The sequence below is a fragment of the Streptomyces sp. NPDC127068 genome, assembly GCF_042724695.1.
Lineage (GTDB): Bacteria > Actinomycetota > Actinomycetes > Streptomycetales > Streptomycetaceae > Streptomyces.
This window is the reverse complement of sequence record NZ_JBHXEN010000031.1, coordinates 36,208-58,325: the sequence shown is the minus strand read 5'-3', so window position 1 is coordinate 58,325 and position 22,118 is coordinate 36,208. Positions and strand designations below refer to the sequence as shown.

Annotated in this window: 18 protein-coding genes and 1 pseudogene; all 19 read right to left on the bottom strand. The window is 67.7% G+C overall.

Annotated features, from left to right (window positions below; genetic code table 11):
• Positions 1–14: 14 nt before the first annotated feature.
• Complete coding sequence (argS, locus tag ACFWIA_RS20495; RefSeq protein ID WP_387007125.1) at positions 15–2,060, bottom strand: arginine--tRNA ligase; 2,046 nt, start codon at positions 2,058–2,060, stop codon at positions 15–17.
• Between the two features lie 64 nt (positions 2,061–2,124).
• Positions 2,125–3,213 (bottom strand): 4-hydroxy-2-oxovalerate aldolase, encoded by a 1,089-nt coding sequence (dmpG, locus tag ACFWIA_RS20490; RefSeq protein WP_387007123.1) that lies wholly within the window; start codon positions 3,211–3,213, stop codon positions 2,125–2,127.
• Positions 3,210–4,106: an acetaldehyde dehydrogenase (acetylating) gene (locus tag ACFWIA_RS20485; RefSeq protein ID WP_387007121.1), complete on the bottom strand. Its 897-nt coding sequence runs from the start codon at positions 4,104–4,106 to the stop codon at positions 3,210–3,212. Before ACFWIA_RS20485 ends, dmpG begins: the two co-directional genes overlap by 4 nt.
• Entirely contained in the window at positions 4,093–6,108 is a 2,016-nt protein-coding gene (locus tag ACFWIA_RS20480) for a carbamoyltransferase (protein WP_387007118.1), read from the bottom strand. Before ACFWIA_RS20480 ends, ACFWIA_RS20485 begins: the two co-directional genes overlap by 14 nt.
• Before the next feature lie 15 nt (positions 6,109–6,123).
• On the bottom strand, positions 6,124–6,864 hold the full coding sequence (locus ACFWIA_RS20475; protein ID WP_387007115.1) for a phytanoyl-CoA dioxygenase family protein: 741 nt from the start codon (positions 6,862–6,864) through the stop codon (positions 6,124–6,126).
• A gap of 722 nt (positions 6,865–7,586) precedes the next feature.
• Positions 7,587–7,817 carry an acyl carrier protein gene (locus ACFWIA_RS20470; RefSeq protein ID WP_385753725.1) on the bottom strand — a complete coding sequence of 77 codons (231 nt, stop codon included), beginning with the start codon at positions 7,815–7,817 and terminating at the stop codon, positions 7,587–7,589.
• Positions 7,818–7,874: 57 nt separating this feature from the next.
• Entirely contained in the window at positions 7,875–8,915 is a 1,041-nt protein-coding gene (locus ACFWIA_RS20465; protein ID WP_387007112.1) for a beta-ketoacyl-ACP synthase III, read from the bottom strand.
• Between the two features lie 532 nt (positions 8,916–9,447).
• Positions 9,448–11,592: a UvrD-helicase domain-containing protein gene (locus ACFWIA_RS20460; protein WP_387007109.1), complete on the bottom strand. Its 2,145-nt coding sequence runs from the start codon at positions 11,590–11,592 to the stop codon at positions 9,448–9,450.
• 82 nt (positions 11,593–11,674) lie between these two features.
• Positions 11,675–12,106, bottom strand: coding sequence for a hypothetical protein (locus tag ACFWIA_RS20455; RefSeq protein WP_387007106.1), 432 nt, complete (start codon positions 12,104–12,106; stop codon positions 11,675–11,677).
• 83 nt (positions 12,107–12,189) lie between these two features.
• Positions 12,190–13,458, bottom strand: coding sequence for a hypothetical protein (locus ACFWIA_RS20450; protein WP_387007104.1), 1,269 nt, complete (start codon positions 13,456–13,458; stop codon positions 12,190–12,192).
• Between the two features lie 13 nt (positions 13,459–13,471).
• Positions 13,472–14,767, bottom strand: coding sequence for an OmpA family protein (locus ACFWIA_RS20445; protein ID WP_387007101.1), 1,296 nt, complete (start codon positions 14,765–14,767; stop codon positions 13,472–13,474).
• On the bottom strand, positions 14,764–15,669 hold the full coding sequence (locus tag ACFWIA_RS20440) for a hypothetical protein (protein ID WP_387007099.1): 906 nt from the start codon (positions 15,667–15,669) through the stop codon (positions 14,764–14,766). Before ACFWIA_RS20440 ends, ACFWIA_RS20445 begins: the two co-directional genes overlap by 4 nt.
• Positions 15,670–15,698: 29 nt before the next feature.
• Positions 15,699–17,648, bottom strand: coding sequence for a hypothetical protein (locus ACFWIA_RS20435; protein WP_387007096.1), 1,950 nt, complete (start codon positions 17,646–17,648; stop codon positions 15,699–15,701).
• Between the two features lie 349 nt (positions 17,649–17,997).
• Positions 17,998–18,702: a toll/interleukin-1 receptor domain-containing protein gene (locus ACFWIA_RS20430; protein WP_387007094.1), complete on the bottom strand. Its 705-nt coding sequence runs from the start codon at positions 18,700–18,702 to the stop codon at positions 17,998–18,000.
• A gap of 307 nt (positions 18,703–19,009) precedes the next feature.
• Positions 19,010–20,137 (bottom strand): transcriptional regulator, encoded by a 1,128-nt coding sequence (locus tag ACFWIA_RS20425; protein WP_387007193.1) that lies wholly within the window; start codon positions 20,135–20,137, stop codon positions 19,010–19,012.
• Between the two features lie 3 nt (positions 20,138–20,140).
• A pseudogene (locus ACFWIA_RS20420) lies at positions 20,141–20,341 on the bottom strand (helix-turn-helix domain-containing protein); the annotation flags it as partial.
• Positions 20,342–20,387: 46 nt separating this feature from the next.
• Entirely contained in the window at positions 20,388–20,858 is a 471-nt protein-coding gene (locus ACFWIA_RS20415; RefSeq protein ID WP_387007091.1) for an HIT family protein, read from the bottom strand.
• Between the two features lie 188 nt (positions 20,859–21,046).
• The gene (locus ACFWIA_RS20410; protein ID WP_387007088.1) at positions 21,047–21,670 is read right to left on the bottom strand and encodes a hypothetical protein; all 624 of its coding nucleotides are present in this window, start codon (positions 21,668–21,670) and stop codon (positions 21,047–21,049) included.
• A gap of 9 nt (positions 21,671–21,679) precedes the next feature.
• Entirely contained in the window at positions 21,680–21,871 is a 192-nt protein-coding gene (locus tag ACFWIA_RS20405) for a hypothetical protein (RefSeq protein WP_385484434.1), read from the bottom strand.
• Between the last annotated feature and the right edge of the window lie 247 nt (positions 21,872–22,118).

The window sequence follows — 22,118 nt, the reverse complement described above, 5'->3', positions numbered from 1 at the left end:
GTTTCGTCTCCCCATCAAATCTTCGGCGGGCATTCGACGTGACAGAGGTCCAGGCCGTTGACCAGTACCGTCTGCACTGACTTCGTGATGAGGAGTCGGAACTCGTTTGCCTGGTTGGCCTGCAGGACGGGCGCGCTGGCGTAGTAGGAGTTGTAGATGCCGGCGATGTCGAGCAGGTGTCGGAGCAGGACAGCCGGGTCGTCCTCGTTGGCAGCCTTTGCCACCTTCTCCGGGTACTCAAATAGGCGGAGGAGGAGGAGGGCCTCCTGGTCATTGAGGTCGAAGGAAGCAATGTCAGCGGCCTGGGGCAGTGGGCGGTTGTACCGCCGCAGGATCGCCCTGGCCCGGCAGGCGGAGTAGACGGCGTAGGCGCCGCCAGACTTCTCGAAATCAGCGATGACCGAGTCCAGATCGTCCTTGGCAATGCTGACGGATGCCTTCATGTCCTTCTTGAGGTCGTTGAAGACTACCGAGCCGAGCGCGAGCTGCCGTGCAGCTTGGTCGATCTCTTCCTCGGTCATCCCGCCGCTTTCGGCGGTCTTGGCACGGAAGTGCTCCACGGACCGGGCGAGCAGTTCGTTGACGCTGGAGACGCTGTCCCGGCTGGACAGTTTCTTGCGGGTCGCAGCATCGACGTAGAAGCCGAAGTAGGTGTGCTTGAGGTTCAACTCGTCAGGCTTGGCCAGGCCGAGTACCTCAGTGGCCTGGAACAGGCGGGAAAAGTGAACGCGCTGCTCTTGTCCCACCACGTAGTTGATGTCGGTGGGATCGAAGATGTCGCGCCGTAGCTTGATCGCCCCCACGTCACGGGTTGCGTAGATACTTCGACCGTCGGAGCGGCGGACCACCAGCCGCTCCCCTCCGGGCAGCGGTACGACGATCGCGCCGATGTCCTTCATCAGGAGGGCGGCGGACTTCGCACTTACCTCGGGCGTGATCTCCCCGTTCTCGACTGCGACCTCAAGTTTCGCGACCTCTTCGTCCACCATTTCGTCGGTAAGCTGGTACGCCCGACCGCTGCGGACCGCTTCATCTACCACGGCGTTTCCGGCGTCGAGGTAGAAGCTTTCTCCGATGGTGAAGTCGATGTCGATGTCAAGTGCCTCGTAGAAGGACTTGAAATCAGCCAGACTCCACTCCACCATGCGCAGCCAAAGCGCAACCTCCTCCGCGTGGCCCTCCTCCAACCGCTGGAATTGGGCATCGGAAGCCGCCACGAAGTCCTGGTACGTCTCCTGTAGCGCGTGGGCTGTGGTCACCCCAGGGAAGTAGGTGGTAATGACCTCGCGATCGGATTCGGCGGCGTCCTCCAGGTGCGTTCCAGCAGCCACGGTCCGCTCCAGGCTCCGCCGGATGGCGTAGATCGCCAGCAGGCGATCATTGTTGCCCATCTCCTGCGGGAAGTGGGCCTCGAACCGGCGGTATCCCTCCAGCATGAAGCCGAATCCACCGAAGTCGTTGATGTGGTTAATCCGGTAGACCAGTGCGCCGCAGGCTTCGTGGAGATTGCTGAGCACATGGCCGATAATCGTCGACCGCAGGTGGCCGGCATGCAACACCTTGGCCACGTTGGGTGACGAGTAGTCCACGATCTGCGTGTGGTCGGATCGGGAGTCGTTCTGACCAAACCGATCACCCAGGGCGATGATCGACGCAACGCTGGATAGGTACCAGTTGTCAGCCAACCGGATGTTGACGTAGATACCCTTCTGGCCCACCTCGGCCACGGCATCACTCAGCGCGGGAGATTCCAGGGCTTCGACAATCCACGGCACATGCGAGGCGATGTACTTCTTGGCCCCGCCCTCTTTGAGTAGACCAGTCAGCCTCACTGCCAAGTCGGCACCGAACCGCGACCGATCGAGGACGTCGACCTCCCAGGCCCCCACCTCGTGACCAAACCGCTCACTCAGCGCCTGCTCGATCCGTACTTTGATGTTGGCCAGCGGATAATTCCCGGCGACCGGAGGCACCGACGCCCGTCGACGTTCCTTAACGGCATCGCGAAGGGCTTCCGCTTCCTGGCGGCGGGCTTTGTTCTGCTTGGCCAACTCGTTCATGGATTCGACTCACACCGTAGAAATAGTCGTTATTTGGGGCGAATGACTTCTTCTGACCGCCATGTCAGGGGAAGGCATCGCGGCCAGCCTCACGCCCCGCTCCGTCATGATCGCGGATCTTGGTGCCGTTCCGCAGCTCCATAACGACATCGACGATGAGGTCTTCCTGCCCTGCGACCGCCTGCCGCCTGCCCAGTTCGAAGAAGACGTCACGCGGGTCGACCCCCGCACGGCGGGAGGCCTCCTGCACCCGTGTTTTGAAGCCCGAGAATACCCCAGCGAGTCCACTCACTATACTCTCAGAGCTGATCGTCGGCGGCGTTGGCATGAGCTCTCGCTCCGCCAGGTCCGCCGCGTCTAGCAGGGCGTAAAGATCGATGCCGGTCGAAAACCCCACGCGCTCCAGCACCGGCACTAGGACCTCCAGCTGCGTATTGCCGGCTCCAGCACCGAAGCCCCGGGCGCAACCGTCGATGATTCCAGCTCCTGATTCTGCCGCGGCGACCGAATTGGCCACGGCCATGCCGAGGTTGTTGTGGCCGTGGAAGATCACCGGGACATCAACCGCCTGGGTGATGGCAGCGATACGTTCAGTGACGTCCCGGGGCAGGTAGTGGCCGGACGAGTCGAAGATGCCCACGGCTTGCGCGCCGTAGGCCACCAGGTCAACGCACTGCTCAGCCAACCGCTGGGGTGTGGTCATGTGGCTCATCAGCAGCACGCCGTGCGCCTCCACCCCGGCGTCACGCAGAAAGGCCAGGTGGCGCTCGGCGACGTCGCTCTCGGTGCAGTGGGCCGCGATACGAACCACGTCGGCGCCTTGTGCCACGGCTTTCTGCAGGTCGGCAGTGGTGCCCCAACCGGGCAGCATGAAGACGCCCATGCGGCTGTTCGGCAAAGCCTCGCGGACGGTCGACAGCATCTGGTCGTCGCTGAGCTTGGCCCGCCCGACTTGCAGAGAGGATGCGCCCAGCCCGTTCCCGTGCCCTACCTCGACCACAGGGACGCCGGCGGCGTCGGCCGCTGACGCATAGGCACGCAACTGATCACGGTCAAGTTGATGACGCACCGCATGGTGACCATCGCGCAGCGTGGGGTCGTGGATCAGTATGCGCCGCCGACTGCCTGCGCGGTCCTCGATGGCCTGACTCACGACCGCTCCTTAGTGGCCCCGACAAGATGCTGGCTCGCGGCGTACTGCTCGGCGATCAGGACGGCAGCCGAGTTGATGATGTTCAGGTTCCCCGCGTACCTCGGTATCCGGTCCCCGGCGGCCGTCACTTCGACCGCAATGAACACGCGCTCATCCGTTACCGTGCAGGCCGTGATCTCATAACCGGGCGCGTAGCTGCGAACCTCCTCGGCCGCTGCCGCAACGAGCGCGCTCACGGGTCCGGCTTCAGCGCCGGGCAGCACCACGGACATGGCGACTCTGAATGGCGCCGGCGGCCGCGCGGGGCTCAGGTTGACGATCGCCTTGACGTCGCGCACACCGGTGAACGTTCGCACGGCGTCCTGAGTGGTCTCGATGTATTCGTCCAGGTTCAGGCGGGTGGCCCGACCCACGCTGAGGCTGGCGGCTGTGGTGACCACCTCGACGTAGTCCAGCGTGTACCGCTGCGAGAGCGCATGCAGGATGGGGACGGACGCCTGGCCGCCGCAACTGACCAGGTTGACGTTGCCGTGCTTCAACGCGTCGGCTCCATTTACGGTCGGCACCACCATGTGCCCGACTCTGCTGGGGGTGAGGTCGACCAACAGCGTTCCGTACGGTCGGAGCCTGGCCCAGTGCTCAGCGTGGGCCATCGCATTGGTGGCGTCGAAGACGATGTCGAACGGCTCCGCACTTGCGACCAGCGAGTCGATTCCCTCCGCTGCAGTCGCGCAGCCCAAACTGGCCGCCTGGCGAAGGCCCCTGGCCTCGCTGTCGCGTCCGACCACCAGCCCGCAGCGCAGCGACGGGGACCGCTGGATCTTGGCCACCAGATCGATACCGATGAGGCCGGCGCCGAGCACGGCCACACTCAAGGGTTCACGTGGAAGCATCTACTGAAGCCTTTCCGCCAGCAAGCAGCAGCCTCTCCGAGAGAAGGTCACGGACTATCTGAAGAGCCCGGGAACGTTGGCCCGACCCAGTGCAATGCAGCTTGAGCAGGTCACGTAGCGGGGTCACACCGTCGGCCCCCGCCAACAGCAGGAAAGCGAACAAGGGGAGCTCTCGGACCAGACCGCTTCGCGACCGACTGGTCAATTGGTACTCAGGGCCGTGATCGCCCACGTGAGCGGACAACTCCACACCTGGGCCGCGAACGATCAGACGGTCTTCGATGGTCTCGTGCATCACGGTGGCTGGCGCTACAACACGATCTTCCATGACGAGTGCGTCCATCTGCGTGGCAAGCAGCGCATCGATCGCCTGCGTCGGCGTCTCGACGATCGGTTCGCCACGGACGTTCATGCTCGTGTTGACCAGCACGGGTATCCCCGTGCGTTCTCCGAACGCGGTGAGCAGGGCATGCCATCGAGGATGGCGGATGCGGTCGACGGTCTGCACGCGTGCCGATCCATCGACGTGAGTCACGGCACCGAGCCGATCACGCCACTCCGGGCGCACCTGCACAACCCGCAGCATGTAAGGGCTCTCTTTGTCTGGCCCCATGTCGAAGAAAGTGTCGGCGGCTTCGACAGGCACGACTGGTGCGTAGGGCCGGAACTCTTCTCGGTACTTGATGGATCGGTTGAGGTGCTCCCACGTGGAGCGTTCGAAAGGGGCGGCCATGATGGAGCGATGGCCCAGCGCACGAGGCCCGAACTCCGAGCCACCCTCGAACCAGCCGATCACATGCCCCTGCACAAGCCGCTCGACGATCTGCCGCAGGTCATATCCGCCGGTGCTGAGGAAGCCGCTCCACCGGTTCAAAGCGGCGTCGACCTCCTCAGCCCGATAGGGCCTGCCGAGGAAGTCGTGGCTGACGGAAGTTCCCTTGGTTTCGCCAGTCAGCAGGTAGTGAGCCGCGGCCGCGACACCGATGGAGATCCCGGCATCGTGGCTGGCCGGCATCGCGTAGAACCGTTGCACCCCGGATTCGCGAACGATGCGCTGGTTCGCGACGCTGTTGAGCGCCACACCGCCAGCGTAGGCAAGGTCGGCCTCGCTTGTCAGGGCCAGGACTTGGGAAGCACGCTCGACCAGTGCGACCTCCAGATCCGCCTGTACTCTCGCGGCAAGGTCGCGATACTCCATGGGCTTGCCGCGCCGGTTGGCACGCCTTAGCCGCTGCTTCCATTCGCTCGTGAAGCGGGAGATCCCTGATTCGTCCCTCGTGAGCAGGCTTTCTCCGAACCTGGAAGCCTCGCCGTAGGGGGCGAGGCCCATCAGTTTCCCTCCCTCCTGCCAGTCACCGAAGACATACTGGGAAACCGATGCGTAGGTCTCTCCCAGGGACGATGAGCCGCACATGGGATGGAAGGACGCCGCTACACCGCGGTCGATCAGTCGGTAGCCGGAGCGGTCGAACACGTACGCCGACTCGACGTGATACGGAGGCCGCGGAACGGGCATCGGCCTGTTCACGTACTCGGCGAGCTCCGGCCCACGCAGGAGAAGATCATCGGCGCCGATCACGCTTCCTCCGGAACCATCCACTACCCACACTGCTGAGCGGTCGAAAGGACTGGAGAAGAACGTGGCGAACGCATGGGCCAGGTGATGGGATACGAACACCGAACGTTCGCCGACTGGGTCGAAGAGGTCGAAACACTCGTCTGCGAACGGAAAATTCAATCCCACTTGAGTGGGAACAAGGTTCTGTGAATTGAACGCGAACAGGTCGACGTCATCACGAGTCAGACCAGCCGCGTCCAGGCAATAGTCGGCGGCGGCACGCGTGTTGAGGAACGGCCGGCCGTCACGTTTGATTCGGGTGAGGCGTTCGAGCTGGATGGCAGCGACAATCTCGCCGCCGCGCAGGAGACAGGCCGAAGCGTCGTGGCTGCACGAAATGCCGAGAACGACGGGGCCGCCTTCTCTGACGTGGCTGGACACCATGGAGGGCATTACCGCCTAGGACAGTTGGTGGTGCGGAGCACGAAGAGGCAGCGTCGAGCCGTAACGCGATGTCTGCGTTTCACTCTTCGGCTGCGAGTAGTAGTTCACGACGGCGGCAAGCCTGTCATGGTCGGAAAGATTCTGCGCACTAGCGTGAACGGTCATGACGTCCAGGAACAGCGCGTCACCGGGCTCCATGATGGCCGGGCGAACCTGGCTCAGATCCAGCTCCTCCTCTCGCACCTGGTAGTCGTCCAAGTCTTCATGCGGAAGCAATCGCTTGTGCGAGCCGGGCAAGAGCTCGATCCCGCCGCGCTCAGGTGTTGCAGGATCTATCGCGCACCACAGTGTGACCTGACGGGCTGACATGTCGGTCCAGTACGCCAGGTCCTGGTGCATGGGCTTACGGCGGCCGCTTCTCGCCGGCTTGAAGATGAGCTTCGAGGAGTGGAGATAAATGCTGGGGCCAATCAGATCCTCAACGTGGTCGAGCGCGCGCGGCGAGCCGAATATCTCTCGGAAGCCGCGGTCGTTATCGAAAGGCGCTGGCACCCTACGGAGTACTGGTGCCTCGTTGTCGTCCTGGTCCCAGGCAGTGCTGTCCTGCTGCGAAGTGGAAGCCTGCGCCGCTGCGGATCGTGCGTAGTAGTCCTTGATGTAGTTGAGATCGCTTGGACTCAAGAAGGCCGGAATGATGCAGTATCCGTCGCGGTTGAACTGCTCGATCTGATCAGCAGTGAGAGCCTTGAGCGTCATGTGACTGAGAGTACTGATGTTCCCTCCTGCGATCAATGGGCTTGTCTGTAAAGGCGGTTCAGTAAGAGCGTCTCTCACGTGCGGTGATGACTGTGCGGCATGACGTGAGCCGTGCGTGCCGATCCGTCGAAGCCTCTGGTTCAGATGAACTCTGGTAGCTGGTCGTCCCGTTGCAGCCGTGGCCCACTGCTCGCCCACAGGGCGGAGGGACCACGCCGAGTGACGAACGGGCTAAACGCAAGGCGGTGTGTACGTGTTGACCAGCGGATGCGCCTAGCGGCATCAACCCACGGCGTTCGGCGCATCGTCAGTTCACGGTACGGACCGAGGCCGGCCCTGTGGCATCAGCCACACCGGGTCGCGCTCGACGAACTCGGTGCCTGGGGCTGGGGCGTCACCCGGCTTCGCCGTCGCGTGCGGTCGGGCGAACCGTCGTAACAGACGTGGTGATGAAGCCATGCCCTTCGGCTACAGGGAGGCCGTTATGACACCTCGCCGCGTTGTCGGATCGCCCGAATACACTCAGCATGAGGACGACCCTTCGCCTTGCAACGCACCGCAGCTGACAACGCGCGCTGATCCACCGCGGATTACGGATCAGCCCTTAGCGTCGACGAAGCGAAGTCAAGCCAGTAACAGGGTTGGGGCGTTCCCCGGCTGAAGCGTCACTGAGAGTTGGGCTCTCGACCCGGTGAGGCAGGTTCAGGGTTGGCACTGTTCAGTCAGACTCGTCCACTCCGCTGGCCTATCAAGTGAGCGAGGTCGGCGACCGTCGCGGCTTCGAGCAACTCGTCATCACTAATCTCGATACCGATCCGTTTGCTGAGCACCATAGACAACTCCACCATGGCAAGGGAGTCCAACCCGGCCTCATCACGGCTAGCCTCCGGCCGTATGTCTTCCTCCGCGAGGTGGAGATCAGTGATCAAGATGTCCTTGAGGGTGTCGTACACGGTTTCTCCCTGAGCTGCTGACGACGTGACAGATGAGTGTGTGGCGGGGCGGGACGACTACCGCTCGCCCTCAAGGGGGACGACGCCCTCAAGTTTGGGCCACACCACAGTGGTGGCACCCCATGTCAGGCCGCCGCCGAAGGCTGTGAGTAGGACTCGGTGCCCCGGGGCTAGGTGGCCCCTGGCGGTCGCTTCTGCGAGCAAGATGGGGACCGATGCCGCAGCAGTGTTGCCCACATGCTCGATGTTCTGGGCCTGGCGGTCCGAGGGGATGCCCAACTCTGAGGCGACGAAGGAAGTAATCCGTGCATTGGCCTGATGCGCGACGAACCTGTCGATCTGGTCGAGTCGCCAGCCAGCGGCTTCCACGGCGACGGTCGCCGCAGTGCTCATCCGCTCAACGGCATGACGGAAGACCTCACGTCCCTGCATCCGGAAGTACCCCTCCTGCCCGGTGGTGAACTGCTTCTGAGATCCGGCTGTTTCAACGGCAATCAGGTCACTGAGCTCGCCATCGCTTCCCAGCACCATCTTCCCGATTGCGCCGGGCTCATCAGCGGTCCCTCGGCGCAGCACAAGCGCGCCGGCGCCGTCTCCGAAGATCGGAACAGTGGTGCGATCTTCGGGATCTAGAAGAGTTGAAAAGGTGTCTGCTGCGATGAGCAGAACTCGTTCCGCAAGGCCGGCTGCGATGAACCCCGAGGCTGTCGCAAGCCCGTAGAGGAAACCCGTGCAGACTGCGGAGACGTCAAAGGCGGCGATCCCGGTCAGTCCCAACCGTGATGCGACCTCGGGAGCCGTGGCCGGGCAAGATCGGTCGGGAGTCGTCGTGGCCACTATCAGTGCTTGGACCTCGGCGTTGCCAGCAGACGCCAATGCTCGCGTTCCTGCTTCCACCGCCAGGTCGGATGTAACCATGCCGGGGGGCACCACATGACGAGATGAGATCCCAGTTCTTCTGTAGATCCACTCCGTAGAGGTGCCCAAACGGGCGTGCAGGTCCTCGTTGGTCACCACGTTCGGCGGCAGCCAGTACCCAAGGCCGCAGATGACCGCTGCCTTGCCCGGTAGTGCAGCCTGCGGAACTATGCCAGCCATCAGAGGCTCATGTCCGAGTAGCGAACGTTCCAAAAGATCCGTCGCAAGACGCCTCCTCCGCTAGTCAGTTGATGATCACATGATCAGTGTATGTTCAGCTCTCTCAAGCACCGTGCAATCGCGAAGCCCTGTGGTGCTCCCGCCGGCGACCGCGCCCGCGGGAAGGACGACACGAACCTCGAAGGCGGGAGCTGGACATCGCGGTCAACCCGTCGTTCCTCCTCGCCGGCCCGACCGCCCTGGACACCGAGCACGTCCAGTTTCAGTTCATGCCCCCAAGACGTCCGCCGTCCTGCGCCGGACTGGCAGAGCCGGCTGCACAGCCACGGCCGCGTGCATCAGCCTCTGTTCCATGCCCGTCCCACTCCAGGGAGGGCAAGGCTGTCAGACCGTCTAGCACGGCCGACCCGCCCGGCACACGGTCACGGCGATGCCGCAACCGTAGGCGCCCGGCACCGACGACCACTGGGAGCGGGCGTTTGGGGGTTCTCCTGGCACCCGCCTGCGCGGAAGGCATGGGCTAGGGGAGCACTCAGTGCGGGCTCTGACCGCGATCGCCGAAGGGCCGCGTCCGGCCGGGCCCGTTGATGCTGCCCAGCCAGAGCACGTCGCGCGCCCGGGTCATGGCCACGAACAGCTGGCTGCGGGCCAGCTCGTCGCGCTCGCGGCCCGTTTCCGAGACCTGCGGGTCGGCCGAGCGGACGCCGTTGGTCAGGGCGGCATCGTGCACGGGCAGGAACACGCGTTTGAACTCCAGGCCCTTGGCCCGGCGGTAGCTGCCCAGCTTGACGGCGTCGACCGGGCGCCCGTCGTAGTGCTCCAGGAGGCACACGGGAACGCCCGCGCGGTCGAGCAGCCGCTGGTAGTGGCCGATGGCGCGCATCGACAGGCACAGCACCGCGGCATCGGCACGGGCACCCGACGGCAGGGTCCGCAGGGCCTCCAGGAGCGCCTCGTCGTGCTCGGCCTGCGTCGGCTGCGACACCCGGATCACCTGACCGTCGTGGTAGGTGAGGTCGACGTCCCGCCGGCCCGACGTGTTCGACCCGTCGATGTCCTCGAAGGAGTCCTCGGCGACGACGGCGAGTGCCGTGTCCAGGATCTCCCGGGAGTTGCGGTAGTTGGTGCGCAGCACCTGCCCGCGGTCCCCCCGGATGTCGATCCCCGCGTCGGACATGCGGAAACCGCCCGGGTAGACGGCCTGCTGACCGTCCCCGACCAACAGCAGTCCGTTGGGCGCGTCGCCGACGAGTGCGTGCAGGAGCCGCACCCCGACCAGGGTCAGGTCCTGGACCTCGTCGACGATGACGGCCGCGTAGCGGCGTTGGCCCGTGCGGAGCCGGGCCTCCGCCAGGGCGAGGGAGAGGACGTCGTTGAAGTCGTGCACGCCGCGCTCCGTGCGACGCTCTTCGTACGCCTCGTACAGCGCCCAGACGGCCTGCCGGTGCGGGCGTCGCAGGCTCGCACGGCGACGTCTGCGGGGCACGGTGGCGTACTCCTCGAAGGAGACGATGCCGCGGCCCTTGATGACGTGGTCGATCTCCTCCTGCCAGTAGCCCGGGGCAGGATCGATCTCCGTGAGGCAGCTGCCGCGCCCCTGGTGCGCCCAGGCGAGGCTGAACGCGGTCCCGGCCTTGGCCCGGTGCAGCCGGACGGGGACGCCGCAGTCCTGGAGGAACTCCTGTGCCCAGGAGTGCAGGCTGCGGAAGTCGACCCGGTCGGCCACCGCGGGCGCCAGGTCCTTGAGGAAGGTGGCCTGCACCCGGGGGAGGTTGTTGGCGAAGGTGACGTACAGGATCCGGCCGGTGGTGCGCTGGGCCAGGTGGGCGGCCCGGTGCAGGGCGACGACCGTCTTGCCGGTGCCCGCAGGGCCGCTGATCCGTGCGGGGCCGGCCCAGTTGCGGCGTACCAGGGCCACCTGGTCGGGGTGCAGGAAGGTCATCCACTGTTCCACGGGTGCCCGCAGCGCCTCTTCGATCGCTGCGTCCCGCAGAGCGGCGAGGTCGATCAGGCCGTCGGACGGCTCCTGGTCCGGCGGCCTCCATGGAATCGGGGACGGCGACGGCGACGGTGTCATCTGCGGCAGGGACGATCCCTCGTACTTGGGGAAGACCCGTTCCAGGTGGTCGGCGATGGCACGAACGGACTCGGCGCGCAGTCGACGGGGCTCCGACAGCAGGGCCGGCCCCACCTCGCGCTCGCCCAGCAACCGGATCCTGCCGAGTTCCGCGTCGACGCGGCGCCCTGCGAAGACCATGAGGGGCTGGACCGCGACCGGGGACATCCCCAAGGACGCCACCGCCGACTCGGCCACCTTCGTCACGGCCAGGAGCTTGGTCGCGTGTTCGTCGCGCGGCTCGCCGTCGACGCTCAGCCTTCCGCCCGTGGTCTGCGGGGCGGAACGCCAGTTCTTGACGTCCAGGACGAACACCCCACCGGGGCCGACCAGCAGCATGTCCACGTTGGCGGTGCGCGTCCCGGGCCATTTGCGGTCCACCAACAGCCGCCAGCCACGGGCCACCAGGACCAACAGCTGGGCCGCGACCTTGCGTTCGCCCTCGCTCGCGAGTTCCCAGCGGCGGGCCTGCTCACGGGCCGTCTGCCACTGCTCCCTCAGTAGCCGTTCCTCCCTCCGCACCTCCTGCGCCCGCCGCGAAGCCGATCCACCAGCCGTCATGCCACGCCCCCTCGTACGCAGAGTAGCGATCATAGGACGATCAGCCATGACGAGACAGGGCGAGACGCAGGGGCGTGGCCTGTCAGGGGCCGGCGAGCAGCGCCAGGGCAACGACGACGTCTGCCAGGACGAGGGTCCCGTAGAACAGGCTCATCGTGCGCGACAGGGCGACGATGCGCCACGGGACGGACTGTGCGTAGCGGTCCGTGTCCATGCTGAACAGGGGGGTCTGGGCTGCGCCCGGGGCAGCCGAGCGCTCGTACAGGGAGCGGAACAGCCTCTCCTGCCCCAGGTAGTAGGTGTCCAGCAGCCAGAGCCCCGACGTCATCATGAGGGCGATCAACGCCCCGACCCATCCTGCGCCTCCCATCGCGGCGGCGATCAGCCCCCCGGTGAGGGCCATCGTCCATCCTTTGATCAGGAACGAGTTGGTGCCGAGGCGGCCGATGGTGGCCTGGAGCAGTTCTAGGTGCTTCACCCTCATCTCGTCCGGGGACTGCGGCACGGTGGTCATCTGATGGCCTCCCTGTCCTACTGGATCTCGGTCTCCTGCGCACTCCCGCAGGTCCTGTCGTCGGATGGTTCCGTGGTACCCCGCTACTGGTCGAGTTCCCCCAGCGCCGTCCGAAGCCGGCTGGCGAAGTCGTCCGGGCGGTGGTCGGCGAGCACCTTGCGTACCTCGTCGAGCATGTCGAAGCGGAGCTCCGGTCCGCCCTTGAGCTGCACCGGACCGAGCACGTCCCGGATCGTGTCCTGCTCGAAGGGCCATGCGGACGAGCGCAGGGGGTAGTCGAAGGCACCGGCGCGGCCCGTGCGGGCGCGTTCCTCCACGAGGCCCGTGGCGGCGGCCTCGACGCACGTGCGGGCGCTGTGCTCCGCCTCGTCGGCAGCGGCCTTGAGATCGAACCAGGTGGCGACGTGGGACACGAGTGCCTTCCGTGCCGTGTCGGCCAGGTCGTCGGCAACCTTGGTGCGCCGCTTCAGCGCCTTCTCCCCGGCCTTGACGGCCCTGGTCTCCTCGGCGTGCTGGGGCGCGTGGGGATCGTGCGACAGCACCTTGGTGGCAACGGAGGCGGCGCCCAGGAACAAGAGGAGAACCACGATCACCGGGTGGAAGGCCGCCAGGTAGGCGTCGTCCGAGCGCACCGCTATCTGGGTCCGCACGACTCCACAGGCCGCGATGAGTCCGAGGACCGCAAGGACGAACAGCCAGGGGGCCACCAGCAGACGCCGTCCGTGCCGGCCGCCACGGCCCGTTTCGGCGCCCTGGCCGGTCGCCGGGACGGACCGGGCCCGGCGGACGACGTCCAGACGCTCGGCCAGGAACGTTCCACCGACCAGCAGGCAGACCCCGATGGCAAGGCCGGGTAGGTACGCCAGCCAGTACGGCATCGTGCCGGGTCTCGTGTCGAGGACCTGCTGGACCACGGAGCCCACGAACGCCGAGTCGAAGACCGCACCGGCAACCGTCACGGGCCAGACCAACCACCGCCACAGGGCCGCCGGCCGTGGCTGCCGGGGTGTTCCGGGCTCCTCCGCAGCCAACGCCTTCCGTGGGACCGGCAGTTCCCCGGCGCGGGCGCGGCGGAGCCGATCAACGGCGCTGATGCCCCGCTCGACTCCCTGTGCGGACGTGACCACGGCGGCGCAGGCCGCCCCCAGGGCCCCGAAACGGTCTATCAGCTGGGTGTTGCCGTCGGTGAACGCTCCCATGAGGACCGCACGTTCGCGACTGTCCGTCCGGTCGACGAGACGAACGGGCGGCACCGTGCCCTCACAGGCACCGTCCTGACCGTTCCCGCCCGGACAGTCGATGGCCGAACCCAACAGCACGCCGTTGCGTGCACGGCCGTTCCCGATGCTCATCCGGCTCACTCCCTCATCGCACGACCACGATGTCGACACGGCGGTCGCACCGCAGCTTCTGGTTCTCGTTCAGATCGCCTCCGGAACCCGGGCACCCGTCGGCGACGCCCCTGCCGACGGCCGTCACGCCCCGCACGCCGAGCCGTTCCAGTTCGTTCTTGACGGCATCGGCGCGCGCCTGCGAGAGGCTGCGGTTGTTGGCCGTGCCGCCGCGTGGATCGACGTACCCGAAGACCCGGACGCCGACGTCGTCCTTTCCGCGCAACCCGACGGCGATTTTGGTGAGTTCGGGCAGCGCTTCCGGCAGGAGGACGGAGGAGTTCGTATCGAACAGGGCCCTGGCACCCGCCCGCTGGTACGTGCGCTGCGGGAACTCGACCGTCTGGTCGTCGGGGCGCCGCGCAGCCGCCTGCTCGTCGAGCGATTCGGCAGCGGCGGCGGTCAACGTGCAGTCCTCGGGACGGGCCGGCTGCGGGTGCGCTGCCGCGCAGAGCCGCTTCCACAGACCGCTGATCCACTCCGACTGCGCGGGCGAAGCCTGGGGCTCGTCGCGTGCGGTCCGTCCCAAGCCGACGAGCACGGTCCGCACGGAGCCCAGGACCTCCGGTGTGACCTCGCCTTCGGCCAGGCACCGCTCGACGATCGCATCGGTCTCCAGGCTCCCTTCGAAGCCGGAGTGCCGCAGATCGGCGCAGCCCTTCGTCGGCAGGCCGTCGGTGAGGACGATCAGTCGGCGAACGCCCTCGTCGTCGGCGAACGCTCCACGCGCCTCCCGAAGGGCCCCCAGCACGTCGCTGCCGCCGCGCTCGGGAACGGTGGACTGGGCCTCGGCCACCGCCCGCCCCAGGCACTCGGGTACGGCGGCGCTGCGCCGTCGCTCGTTCTCCTCGTTGCCGCCGCCGCGCGGCTTGGCGGCCCAGCCGCGCGCGATCCACCGGATGTCGTGCACGTCCCCCCCGAACGCGGCGACGGACACGGTCCCGACATCGGCGAGCCACGGGCCGATGTGCCGGGCGACGGCGGCGCGGTGGTCGAAGCCGCCGGACGTTGGAGCGGAACCGCGTACGGAGGAGGAGGCGTCGACGAGGATCACCGTTTGCCCCCCGCCGCGGGGTGCGTCCGTGGCCGCCTTGCGCATCCAGTCGCAGGCGACCTGCGGATCACGGCTCGTGCTGCACCCCGAGAGCAGGCCCGAGACGAGGGCGACCAGCAGCGGCACGGCGCACGCCTTCCAGGTCGTGCGGGCCGTGCGGGAGCCCGGCGCCGACCGTGCGCCTCGACGCGCCCCGGTGACGGGGGTCGCTGTCATTCGGGTCCCTCCGTCGTGTGCGAGGCGTCGAGAATCCACGAGAAGGGGGTGAGCCCCATCTGCTGGGAGAAGCTGTTCAGGGCCTTGTCGTAGGCATTGGCGAACTCGAAGAGTCCGACCTGTTCGTGGTTGGTGGTGGCCTGGTTGAGCACCTCGGCCAGGGCTTCCGTGCCCAGGCGACGTGCGGTCCTCAGCTTGTCGACCGCGGTGGCGAAGTCCCCGTCCGCGAGGACGGCCGCGAACGGTACGAGGAACGTCCGCTGCACCTGGGTGAGTTCGCCGCCCTGTTCGAGCGTCGCGATGACCTGGAGCCATTCCTCCGTCAGTTGCCTGGCGTGCGCGGCCTTCAACAGTCCCAGGCGAAGGTCCTCCTTCATCCCCTGTTCGGCCAGTCGCGCGGGACGCACGCGGTCACGCAGGACGGGGTCGACGCGCACCCGAGCGGTGGGCCGGCACTTGATCAGTCCCTCCGCGTCGTCGTAGCACCACCCCGCGGCGAGACGCGTGTTGATCAGCGTCTCGGCCGCTACGGGGTCGTCGGCGTCGCAATCGCGCGCCAGTCCCCAGGCCCGCCTGAGGAACTCGTCGCGGGCCTCGGCCGACAGCGCAGCGGCGCGTTCCCGCAGCCGCTCGACGGACATCTCACTGCTCTGCCACCGGAAGTGCGGCAGCACGTGGAAGTCGAAGGCGTCGCCGCGCGCCACGAGCAGCACGGGGTCCTCTCCGGGCGCCAGTTCGGCGTAGGAATCGATCTGGAGGGGGTCCACCGTGCCGAGCTGGGTCGACCCCGGGTCGACTCCCGTGCTCGGATCGTCGGCCGCGCGAGCGCGGCGGCGTTCCCGGCGGGCGCTCCACCAGGCGAACAACCGGGCCAGCAGGCCCCGCTTGTGTCGGGTCGTCATCGGTGTGTCCTTTCGTCGGCTCCGGCGGGTCATCCGAGGGCTTTCAGGACCCGGTGCAGGGTCGGGGAGTCCGGGTGGCGCAGCCGCCAGACCTGGTTCAGTTGGAACCGGGCCCGTTCGGGGAGCGGATCGGTGAAGATTCGCGGGGCGAGCGCTTCGTAGAGCGCGGCCAGGTCCTCGTTGCCCGCACCGTCCGCGTCCGGCAACCAGCGGCCGAGGTCGTTCCAGGCGCGGGTGGACGTTCCCCTGGTGGTCAGGGCGAGGTTCCAGAGCGCGACGAGCAGATCGGCGTTCTTGGCGTGGTCCAGGGCGAGTTCGGCGAGGGCGGGCCTGCTCGGACGATCTATGAGGGTGTATCGGGCCAGCGCGAGCATGGTGCGGACGGCGTGCCGCGGGAGGTACTCGTCGCCCGACGTGACCCAGCGGTCGAGCTCCGCCATCACCTCGTCCACCCGGCCCGCCAGGAACAGCCAGGCGGTGGAGTAGGCGACGGAGCTGGATGCCACGAGTCCCGGTTTCCGGCCCAGCCGGCCGAGTGCGGTGAGTGTGGCCGGGACGTCCCGCAGGCCGATGGACGTTCCGTAGGCGCGGGCCGCGCTGTCCTGGAGGGCGGCCCCGGGGCTGCGGGCCCAGTCCTGCACCTGGCGCGCGACCCGGTCCGCCGCACCGCCCTCGACCGCGGCCATCTCCAGCGCCAGGGCCGCGGACAGCCGGCGGACCCCGGATTCGGACCTGGCCCAGGGTCCCACCCGCTCCCGGTAGACGAAGTCGAACTCGTAGCCCATGAGGAGGCCGACGACTTGGGCGGCCCGGACCCTGATGCGTACCCGTCCGGGCCCGCGTCCGCCGACGAGGAGGTCGAGCCAGGCGAGCAGCGGAATCCGCAACCTGCCGTACGCGTCCCAGGTGGTTTCCAGCATGCTGTGCAGGAGTTGTTCGTGGACCAGCAGCGCTTCCCGGGCACTGGTTCGGGCGTCCGTCCCGGCGGCTTCCGGGGACCGCATCTGCGGCGGCACCAGTCGGTTGATGTTCTGCTCGGCCATGTGAGGCGCCAGGTCCGCCCCTGACACCCCGAAGTGGGGGAGGATGATTCGGCTGAGCAGGTCACCCGCCTCGACGACGTCGGACAGCGGATGACCGTTGAAGAGGGCGTAGGCGATCCGGAACGCCTGGTGGTGCGGGTCCGGAGCGTCTTCGTCCCGCCGGGCGTCCAGCCCCAGCATCTCCCGGGCGAGCAGCCGCAGCCAGTCGCGCCACCTGCCGATGATGTCGCCGAGTTCCTCGTCCGGCGCATGGACGTGATCGGCCAGCACCCGGGCGAGTTGGACGACCCCGGTGACCGAACGGGCCAGTCCCAGCGTGCTGTTCAGCTGGGGGTCCCCCGTCACCCGGGTGACGAACGCCTCCGTGCTGTTCGTGTCGCACGGGTGCCCACCGTCCTCCTCCCCCTGCCGGCAGCGGTGGCGGTGGCGGGCGAGCAGTGCCCGGAGATGGTCCTCAAGCACCTTCGCGGGGTCGGGCCCCCGGTGCTCGAAGGCATGGGCGTGGTGGGCTTCGTCGGGGAAGCACGACTGCGTGCCGGTGATCACGAGGTAGGACCCCGCGCGGGCCGCCAGTTGGGCCAGGCGCTCCAACGTCTCCGGGGTGACGGGCCGGGCGCCCGCCTCCACCAGGTAGCCGTGGCCCTTCTCCAGCACCTGGCCTGCCTGCTCGCACACGCCCCTGACCACGTCCGTGTCCTCGCAGTAGAGGGCACTCAGTGCGTAGCGGGGCCTGCTGCACTGCATCAGGACGGCCATCGCCGTGGAGCGCCGCCCTGTTCCTTCGTCTCCGTAGATCGCGATCACGTGGTGGCGACGGAGGCCGGCCTCCATCTCGTCCTGGCCGGGGACCTTCACGTGGATCGCCGTGACGACGGCGTCGGTGAACGGGACCACGTGGAGCCGGGCGGCCGAGGGGCTGCCGTCCCCGCTGTACATGCTCTCGATGTAGACGGCGCTGCCCGTCGTGCCGAGGTGGACGGCACTGCGGCTGGGCTTGATGAGGCTGTGCCGCTCCCGGGCCGCGCTGGCCTCCTCGAAGGAGACCGGCTGCTCTCGTGCAGACGTCCCGCCGGTGCCGCGCGACGTGTCCCCCGCCGCGGCCTCCCTCCCGTCCTGCGGGGAGGCGGCCGGGTGCGGGTCCGTGCTCTCGACGGGGCCGGCGGCGGTTCGCCGGCCGGGACCTCGCTCGGTGTCGCAGCAGGACCGGGTGCCGGCTCGGGGGAGTGGTGGGCGGACGCCGCACCCTGAGGGGGTGGTTCCGCGGGAACGTGGTCGGGCTGGTCGTTCATTCGGACTGCGCCCCGTTTCCGCGTCCGTACCGGGGGTCGGCCTCCAGGTACCTCGGGTTGTTCCCGAAGGCACTGCGCTTGATGGTGTAGGTGTTGTCGAAACCCATGTCGAAGACCGCGCCGGGATCGGTCCCCCCGCCGTTCCTCTCCTGACCCTCCCGGCCCGTCTGGCCCGTCGGGCCTGCCTTCTTCGCGGCCTTCTTCGCAGACTTCTTGACGGACTTCTTGACGGACTTCTTCTCGGGAACGTACTGCCGGAGTTCCTCGACGATGGCGTCGAGGTCGAAGTGTGCGTACCCCTCACGCAGGTGAATGGCCTGCCGGAATCCCAATCCGGCGATGGACGGGGGCAGTTCATCTGGCGTAGGAATCTTCGCGTCGAGCAGTACCGGAATGACGATCTTGTTGAGGTCGAGCGCGGTCTTGATCTCGTCGTGAACGTAGTCGTTCGGTACGTCGATCCGGCGGGAACCGGTCACGTCGTCACGGATTCCGAGCCAATTTCGCCCGATCAGGGCGAGGAGCACGGTGCAGTTCTCCAACTTCTCACGGAGGTGGTCGGGGAAATCCGTCCCCGGGCGCATGGACCGACGATCCCGGAACACCCTCCCCTTGCCGAATACCTTGACGAGTCGCTCGTCCACGAGTTCAGGGGCCTTTTCCCCGTCACCCGTCCTGTAGTTGATGAAGATCCTGGCCATCGGGTGACTCCTCACTTGTCGTGCACAGAGCTCTCCCGGGCCATCGCCGACGGGATCGGCGGCACGCCCGTACCTGGCGAGATTTCCATTACGAAGAGAGCCGGTCAATGCGTTTCCCGGGCCCACTTCGCCCGGGAAACGGAACACTCTCAAGAGGGAATGAAGAAGGCGCTGCGGCAGGCTGCGAAGTGTTTCCCGACGCGACGCCGGTGAACGGACTCGGCCGCCATCGGGCAGCGCAGCGCAGCCGGACGGACGGGAACCGGACACCTTCCGACCCCGGTGCGAGGGGCGGGGGCGAGCGCGGTCAACGACCACCGGTGTGCAGGGCTGCGGCGATCTGGTCGACCGCGCGTCGGGCATCGGGATCGCGCGGCCACCGGTTGAGCCTTCTGAGCAGCCGCTGGAGGTCGGCCCGGATGGTGGCCGAGTCGACCACCGATACCGAGGACGTCACCGCGTCGACGAGTGTGTAGACGGACTTCAGGTCCCCGGCCTCGGCGAGGGCCAGCGCCAAGCGGGCCGCGTACCGCGCCCTGGCCCTGCGGGCGTGCACGGGGACGGCGTCGAGGCCACTCTCCAGGTGCCCCAGCGCCTCGGCCGTCCGCCCGAGGTCATGGAGGCACCATCCGGCGACGAAGTCGGCCAGCCCGGCCAGGTGCATGCTGCCGATCACGGGCTCCGCCCCTGTGCTCGGCGCCTCGTCCAGACCCTCCTGGGCCGCCCGGGCCATCAACTCTGCCGCCCGGTCCAGGGATCGGAAGCAGGCGGCATCCTCACCCAGGAGTGCGTGCCCCTGAGCCCTGCGCTGGGCGGCGAGGCCACGGATGCGGTTGTTGCGCGACTGCTCCTCGGCACGTCGCGCGTACTCCACCGTTGCCCGCCCGTCCGTCCGGTACAGGGCGACGTCGGCCCGCCGCACCATGGTGTAGGCGACGAACTCGGCGTCGCCTCCCGTGTCCGCCAGGGCTACGGCGCGGTCGGTCCACCACAGTGACGCGGCGTCGTCACCGGCCTCCTGCTCCATCCACCCCGTGTACTCGGCGTACCGGGCGGCCAACCGCAGGGTCGCCTGCCGGTCGGCGTCGCGTGATGCGGACCGGGCCACGCCGCGCAGGGCGTTCATCGTGGCGACGAGCATCTGGGTGACGATCACGGGGCCGACGGACTGCCCGAGCCTGCGGTACTCGGCGAAGAGGGTCGAGAAGTGCGTCAGCGCATCGCCCGCCTCCGCATCGAGGTCCGGAAAGGAAGCCATCTTCCAGGACATCAGTCCGGGGGTGCGCGAAGAATCCGCCGAGGCCGTCTCGTCGTAGGCCACGAATTCGTTGCCGCGGTCGACGGACATGCGCAGCATCCAGGGCATGGTCCATTCGGTCGGCGCCCCGGCGGCGGGGATTTCGGGCTGCCCCTGATCGGATACCAGGGCACTCAACTCTCCTTCGGCACGGAGCGCCCGATCACACGCACGAGCGAATTCAAGACTGGCGTTCTTCTGCCCCCGTTCGACCTTGCTCACATGCCCTTTCGAATATCGGATCTGCCGCCCCAGTTCAGCGAGCGATCGCTCCGCGGCGATCCGCCGTCTACGCAGCTCGGCACCGAACGAAGCCGTCCGCCTCACGGTGTCCCCCCTCATCAACGGAGGTTCACTTCGGCCCCCGCACCCTGGTAGTACTCACGTCTTATCCCATGAAGGGTGGCCGAAACGCCGCGGTCTCTGCCGGAACTTGCCTCTCCGGCTCTCTCGCCGCGACGCGTCGCGCTCCGAGCACACCAGGGGACCAGGGCAGCAGGAGGCCGTCCTCATGGCGACGTGGAAGTACGTGCAAGTGCAGATGGAAGATCGATTGAGTAGCGAGTTCCCCGCGCGAAGTAATGATGTTGCATGCACCGAATTCGGCCGCCAGTTCAGCAGCACGCCGCATGGTGTCGGCGGCGACCAGCGGGTCCACTCCGATGTCGGCAACATGAGTCTTGGGAATGACCAAGGTGTGACCCGCGGTGACCGCCGACAAGGGCACGATGGCCAGGGAGTCCGGCCACCGCCTGACGATGCGGGCCGGGGCGCGGCCCGCCACGATCGCACAGAACGGACAGTCCCCGGACGGCACGCGGCCCGTCTCCCCAGGGGCGGGTTTGGGCGGTTCCGTCATCACGTTCAGCGTTCCTCGGCTTCTGGGTCGTACGGGCACCGGCCCGCGCCTCCGCCCGGTGCAGAGCCGACCGGGCAGTGCACGGCGAACGCAGGTTGCGGACCTCCGAACACGCAGCAAGACATACCCGCGGTACGAACCGCCGAACGGAACGCAGGGCACTCGATGCCGGGTCCTCAGTCGGCGCCTCAGTCGTCGCCTTTGGTGGAGCCCGTGGTGGAGCCCTTGGTGGGGAGCGCCGGGAGGCCCGCGGTGCGCAGGGCCGTCGGGTCGAAGCCGGGGAGGGTGGCGCGGGTGAGGAGGGCGGCGGCCAGCTGCTCGGCGTAGGCCGCGCCGGTGCGGGCCACCTCGATCTGCGTGTCGGCCCGCAGCGCCTCCACCCGCTCGACGTGGGCGTGCCGTTCGCGTCGCTCGCTGGCCTGCCGCTGGTACGCGACGCGGGTGCGCCGGTCCTCGCGCCAGTAGCGGGCGGCCAGCCCGTAGGCGGCTGCGGTGACCAGGGCCCACAGCAGCAGCGGCAGGGACAGTCCGTCGGCGTACGCGCAGACACCGGTGAGGGCGAGGGCGCCCGCGGCGGCGAACGCGGTTCCGGCGAGGGCGGGGTCTCCGTAACGGCCGAGGCTCGTGCAGACGCCGGCCGCCGCCGCGGCCAGCGACAGGAGGGTCATCAGTGCCGCGTTGCCGACGGAGTGTTCGGCGCCGTTGGCGTTCCAGATCCGGGCGAGCACGAGCACCGCGGTGGTGGCCACCGCGGGGGCGGCCTTCGGCACGATGACGGCGAGCCGGTGGCGGGCGACGGTCCGGTCGTCCATGCCGGCCACCTACTGGAGTTCGCCGAGGGCGCCGACGACGGCGACGGTGAACTCGTTGACCGGTCCCGCGGCGCTGGTGGAGGCGAGGAGGAAGCCGAAGAGGACCGCGACGAACGCGGCGCCGAAACCCAGGGACTTGGAGCGGAGCAGGATGAACAGGATGATCCCGAGCAGGAGCACCAGGGACACGGTCACGACCACGGCGGGTTCCTTCCAGTGGGCACCGGGGACGGCGGGGGCGTCACGGCGCGGGCGGGCGACGGTCCGGAACGGGGCGACCACACACCGTCAGGGGCAACCTAACGTGATCGTTCGCGGGGGTCCGTGAGCACGCGGAGTGAGCAGCACGGGTGACTCCTCTGGGGCAGCGCCGGGGTGCGGATGCGCACTTCTGTCCACTGGGCGCGTGTTCAGAGCAGGTTCGGCCGGGGACGGGCGACCAGCCCCG

What these genes read in the sequence shown, in the direction of transcription:
- ACFWIA_RS20460 (WP_387007109.1), bottom strand. Translation starts at nt 11,592, where the DNA reads ATGACGGCTGGTGGATCGGCTTCGCGGCGGGCGCAGGAGGTGCGGAGG.
- ACFWIA_RS20410 (WP_387007088.1), bottom strand. Translation starts at nt 21,670, where the DNA reads ATGGACGACCGGACCGTCGCCCGCCACCGGCTCGCCGTCATCGTGCCG.
- ACFWIA_RS20450 (WP_387007104.1), bottom strand. Translation starts at nt 13,458, where the DNA reads ATGAGCATCGGGAACGGCCGTGCACGCAACGGCGTGCTGTTGGGTTCG.
- ACFWIA_RS20430 (WP_387007094.1), bottom strand. Translation starts at nt 18,702, where the DNA reads ATGGCCAGGATCTTCATCAACTACAGGACGGGTGACGGGGAAAAGGCC.
- ACFWIA_RS20485 (WP_387007121.1), bottom strand. Translation starts at nt 4,106, where the DNA reads ATGCTTCCACGTGAACCCTTGAGTGTGGCCGTGCTCGGCGCCGGCCTC.
- ACFWIA_RS20415 (WP_387007091.1), bottom strand. Translation starts at nt 20,858, where the DNA reads ATGACGGAACCGCCCAAACCCGCCCCTGGGGAGACGGGCCGCGTGCCG.
- ACFWIA_RS20475 (WP_387007115.1), bottom strand. Translation starts at nt 6,864, where the DNA reads ATGACGCTCAAGGCTCTCACTGCTGATCAGATCGAGCAGTTCAACCGC.
- ACFWIA_RS20435 (WP_387007096.1), bottom strand. Translation starts at nt 17,648, where the DNA reads ATGTACAGCGGGGACGGCAGCCCCTCGGCCGCCCGGCTCCACGTGGTC.
- ACFWIA_RS20440 (WP_387007099.1), bottom strand. Translation starts at nt 15,669, where the DNA reads ATGACGACCCGACACAAGCGGGGCCTGCTGGCCCGGTTGTTCGCCTGG.
- ACFWIA_RS20465 (WP_387007112.1), bottom strand. Translation starts at nt 8,915, where the DNA reads ATGGCTGGCATAGTTCCGCAGGCTGCACTACCGGGCAAGGCAGCGGTC.
- ACFWIA_RS20455 (WP_387007106.1), bottom strand. Translation starts at nt 12,106, where the DNA reads ATGACCACCGTGCCGCAGTCCCCGGACGAGATGAGGGTGAAGCACCTA.
- ACFWIA_RS20445 (WP_387007101.1), bottom strand. Translation starts at nt 14,767, where the DNA reads ATGACAGCGACCCCCGTCACCGGGGCGCGTCGAGGCGCACGGTCGGCG.
- ACFWIA_RS20480 (WP_387007118.1), bottom strand. Translation starts at nt 6,108, where the DNA reads ATGGTGTCCAGCCACGTCAGAGAAGGCGGCCCCGTCGTTCTCGGCATT.
- argS (WP_387007125.1), bottom strand. Translation starts at nt 2,060, where the DNA reads ATGAACGAGTTGGCCAAGCAGAACAAAGCCCGCCGCCAGGAAGCGGAA.